The organism is Subsaximicrobium wynnwilliamsii (assembly GCF_007997225.1).
GTDB classification, from domain to species: domain Bacteria; phylum Bacteroidota; class Bacteroidia; order Flavobacteriales; family Flavobacteriaceae; genus Psychroserpens; species Psychroserpens wynnwilliamsii.
This window is the reverse complement of sequence record NZ_VORM01000068.1, coordinates 1-3551: the sequence shown is the minus strand read 5'-3', so window position 1 is coordinate 3551 and position 3551 is coordinate 1. Positions and strand designations below refer to the sequence as shown.

The 3551-nt window shown below is 36.8% G+C and carries 3 protein-coding genes and 1 pseudogene; 1 reads left to right on the top strand and 3 read right to left on the bottom strand.

All coding sequences use genetic code 11. The features are described 5' to 3' along the window. Positions 1-260: 260 nt before the first annotated feature. The 3 genes from ESY88_RS20445 to ESY88_RS20435 all read right to left on the bottom strand — a co-directional run bounded on the left by ESY88_RS20445 (position 261) and on the right by ESY88_RS20435 (position 2791). A complete protein-coding gene (locus ESY88_RS20445; RefSeq protein WP_147088540.1) occupies positions 261-548 on the bottom strand; it encodes a hypothetical protein in 288 nt (95 codons plus the stop codon). An 18-nt stretch (positions 549-566) separates the two neighbouring features. Then, entirely contained in the window at positions 567-2003 is a 1437-nt protein-coding gene (locus ESY88_RS20440; RefSeq protein ID WP_147088539.1) for an NADP-dependent isocitrate dehydrogenase, read from the bottom strand. Positions 2004-2404: 401 nt separating this feature from the next. Next, positions 2405-2791: a hypothetical protein gene (locus ESY88_RS20435; RefSeq protein ID WP_147088538.1), complete on the bottom strand. Its 387-nt coding sequence runs from the start codon at positions 2789-2791 to the stop codon at positions 2405-2407. Positions 2792-2956: 165 nt separating this feature from the next. Between ESY88_RS20435 and ESY88_RS20430 the strand changes: the two are divergent. Next, positions 2957-3256, top strand: a pseudogene (locus ESY88_RS20430) (SDR family oxidoreductase); the annotation flags it as partial. Positions 3257-3551: the final 295 nt, after the last annotated feature.

The window sequence follows — 3551 nt, the reverse complement described above, 5'->3', positions numbered from 1 at the left end:
TGCCGTAAAAGTAAAACACCCTGTTACCAAGGAAATAACTTACACCACCATAATCAACTCCGAGCAGCAACAAAATTTAGCGAAATTATTCGATTTCTAACTTGGGTGTCCCAGCGACGAAAACAGGAAAAAGTGCAAACGCGAACACCAGAAAAACATAAAAAAAGAAAAACCATAGAGAAAGCGCTTTCTCTATGGTATAATTATCAATCTATTAAATCTAAAACCTGCCGGCTATTTAGGACTAGCCATTCGATAATCTATGTTGTTTCGATTTTCTTAATAGACATTACAATCGTGCAGCCTATTTCCATCTCAACATATTCTCCATCGTGCTCTTTAATTAGCAAGTCAAGAGATCTGCATTCAGCATTCAGGTCGCTTATTCTTAACTTCAATTGATTGAGTTCATCCTCGTCATCGGGATCTGTTTCCTTGATTCGATCTTCTAAGAAAGCGATCTTTTGAGAAATAATTCTACTCAAAAGCTGCTCGGCAATTTCAAGGTCGTAAGAGTTATCGATAAACCTAATGTGATGTGTTTGCATTTTTTTAAATTTAACTCATTATTGTCCTTGCCCTAGTGAATAGCCTCGAACGCCGTCAAACTCATATAGGTTCTCAGTCTTTATGGTGTCAATGTTCTCATCAATTGCATTCTTCAACAGCTCATTGATGTTTTGTTTAGTGAAAATGGCACCATTATTAGGCTTAAATCGGCACCTCCAATGGTCCGTACAAAATGTTTCACTGAATCCATCGGGCCACACTTTAATCCCTCTATTTGTGATCATGGTAAGTTCGATTCCGTTTTCGCCAATTTTTTTCAAGTTTTCAGCAATTTCATCTGGATTAACGCCATTCCAATGAACAAAAATATCAACACCTACCAGCTTCTTGTTGGCCGCAGGTCTTTTTTTGTATTTAGGCAGATTTAGAGCCGAATTATTAGCGTACGAAACAGGCTTTAAAATCGAAGGCTTCTGACCCAGATTTGCAATTACTGCTTGTGCAAACTCTTTAGTTCCAACTTTTTGCTTGCTGGATCCTTCCTCAAAAATATCATAGGTATGAATGCCATCTTCAAGCGTTTTTAGCCATGCATTCTGAATTTTTTCTGCCGCCTCTGTTTCCCCTATGTGATTGAGCATCATCACGGCGCCTTGCAACAAACCTGAAGGATTGGCCAAATTTTGTCCTGCTCTTCTAGGAGCCGAACCATGTATTGCTTCAAACATAGCGCATTCTTCTCCAATGTTTGCTGACCCAGCCAAACCTACCGATCCAGTTATTTGGGCGGCCACATCGCTAAGAACATCTCCATATAAATTTGGCATCACGATCACATCAAAAGCCTCTGGTGTATCTGCCATTTTTGCTGCTCCAATGTCTATAATCCAATGTTCGTTTTCAATTTCGGGATACTCTTCAGCAATCTCATCAAATACTTGATGAAACAAACCGTCTGTTTGCTTCATGATATTGTCTTTGGTAAAGCAGGTTACCTTTTTGCGGTTTTGTTGTTTAGCATATTCAAATGCATATCTCACAATTTTTTCGCAACCTGGACGGCTAATTAGTTTCAAGCATTGCACTACCTCATCGGTTTGCTGATGTTCTATTCCAGCATACAAATCCTCTTCGTTTTCCCTTATTATTACAAGATCCATCACTGGGTGCTTCGTTTTTACGAATGGGTGCAAACTCATGCAAGGTCTCACGTTTGAGTACAACCCAAGGAATTTCCGGGTGGTTACGTTCAAACTTTTATAACCGCCTCCTTGTGGCGTTGTAATAGGTGCTTTTAAAAAGATTTTGTTTCGTCTTATTGTATCCCAAGATTCAGAAGCAATACCTGCTGTATTGCCAGCTAAATAAACTTTTTCTCCAACTTCAATTTCTTCAATTTCAATTTTAGCACCTGCGGCGAATAAAATTTCTAGGGTTGCGTCCATTATTTCTGGACCAATTCCATCTCCTTTTGCTACCGTGATTTTTCGCATCTATTAATTCTTTGTTTTGTAGTGCAAAGATGCAATCAACTTATCATATATTTTCATTTATATATTTTATCCATTGCATAATTTTTTTTTATACAAAAGGCCAAGTTAAATCCACCTCACAGGCATTTCAAAAATGTGTTCAGATTGTAATTTGGGTTTGCTGATTCTCAATTTATCAGCATCTGAAATTTTGATAATCAACAATATATGTTGATAAGCACGGCCTTTTTAATTGGTTCAAATGCGAGGTTTTAACGAACTTGTATATGTAGCCCTTGCAGAAATGATAGAATACACGGCCGCCTGTCAATCAGCATTAAGGGGAGCAAGTCCTAAAGCTTCGGAACCCCTAAAGAAGGCTAGAGCAGGCCATAAATCATAAACGTTGATGCCAGACTTTTTTATTTCGTTTCTAAATTTAAATTTTTCAGCAGCGCATTTAATACTGAAAGCGAGTTTTCTTCAATCAATTCCGTGTCGATTTCCAATTCAGCCGAATCTGTTTGCAGTATGTAATCTCCCGAAAGCTTCTTAATTACCTTTACTTCATTCAGATTTATTTTCTTCGGAATCAGTTGATTTTTAGAAATAATTCCGTTTTCTATTGTAAGATACTGTCTGTTAGTCATGAAATAATACTTTCCGAAAAATAAAACCCCCAAAATAAGAGACCCGTAATTTAATATAATGTTCGAATGAGATATAATTGACAGGCTGCCAAGAACTGTCCACAGAACTCCAAAAATCAGGTAATAATTGAGTCGCTTTTTTTTGTAGCGTATTTTCATATTTGTCTAGGTTTTGGAAAGGCCACTGAGACTTATTGGTGGGATGTTGCAATCATTGACTTATCAAAAAACGAGTTAGACCAACCGAGAGCCTCTAAGTTTCATGATATTGGGAAGGCAGGTAACTTGCCAAATTGCACATTTAGCTGAAGGTTAACGCGATTTGTTCAGCGTAGCTTCGGGTACTTCTTCGGGAAGGATAAAAAAGTAAGAGTGAATACCATTTCCCAATCCCCAACACCTACAGCCGCAGGTCAGGGCGTGAATGGGTTTGATGGATTTATTGCTTATGCAGATAAAATGTCACCGTTGGGAAATGCAACCGCTTTGGATTGCGCGAACTATACGATTACTCTATTTAGTGATTTGACAAAACGTGTCACCCTTCAGAATTTGTTTAATGATGGAGGCTTTAGTAATATGGGTGTAAGTGATGCTGTGATGGATACGTTTACTAAAGAATAGCGGTTCGACATATATAATTTTAGCACTATTTATTTTCAGATTTATTACTTGAATTTTTTAGAATAAAGTAAAGTTAAATAATGTGTTTTAGCGATTTTAAATAAACTTCGCCGATAATTTTAATTGATATGTTAAATTTAAATTAATAAATTGTTTTACATAAATATTATTGTATATCCGCAAACAGCCCTAAAATGAAATAATTATCTTATATTCACTTGATATTAAAACAGTTGATTATGAATATATTTGATTTTGGAGTTCATTTCACAGACGAAAAGAGCTGCCGTACACA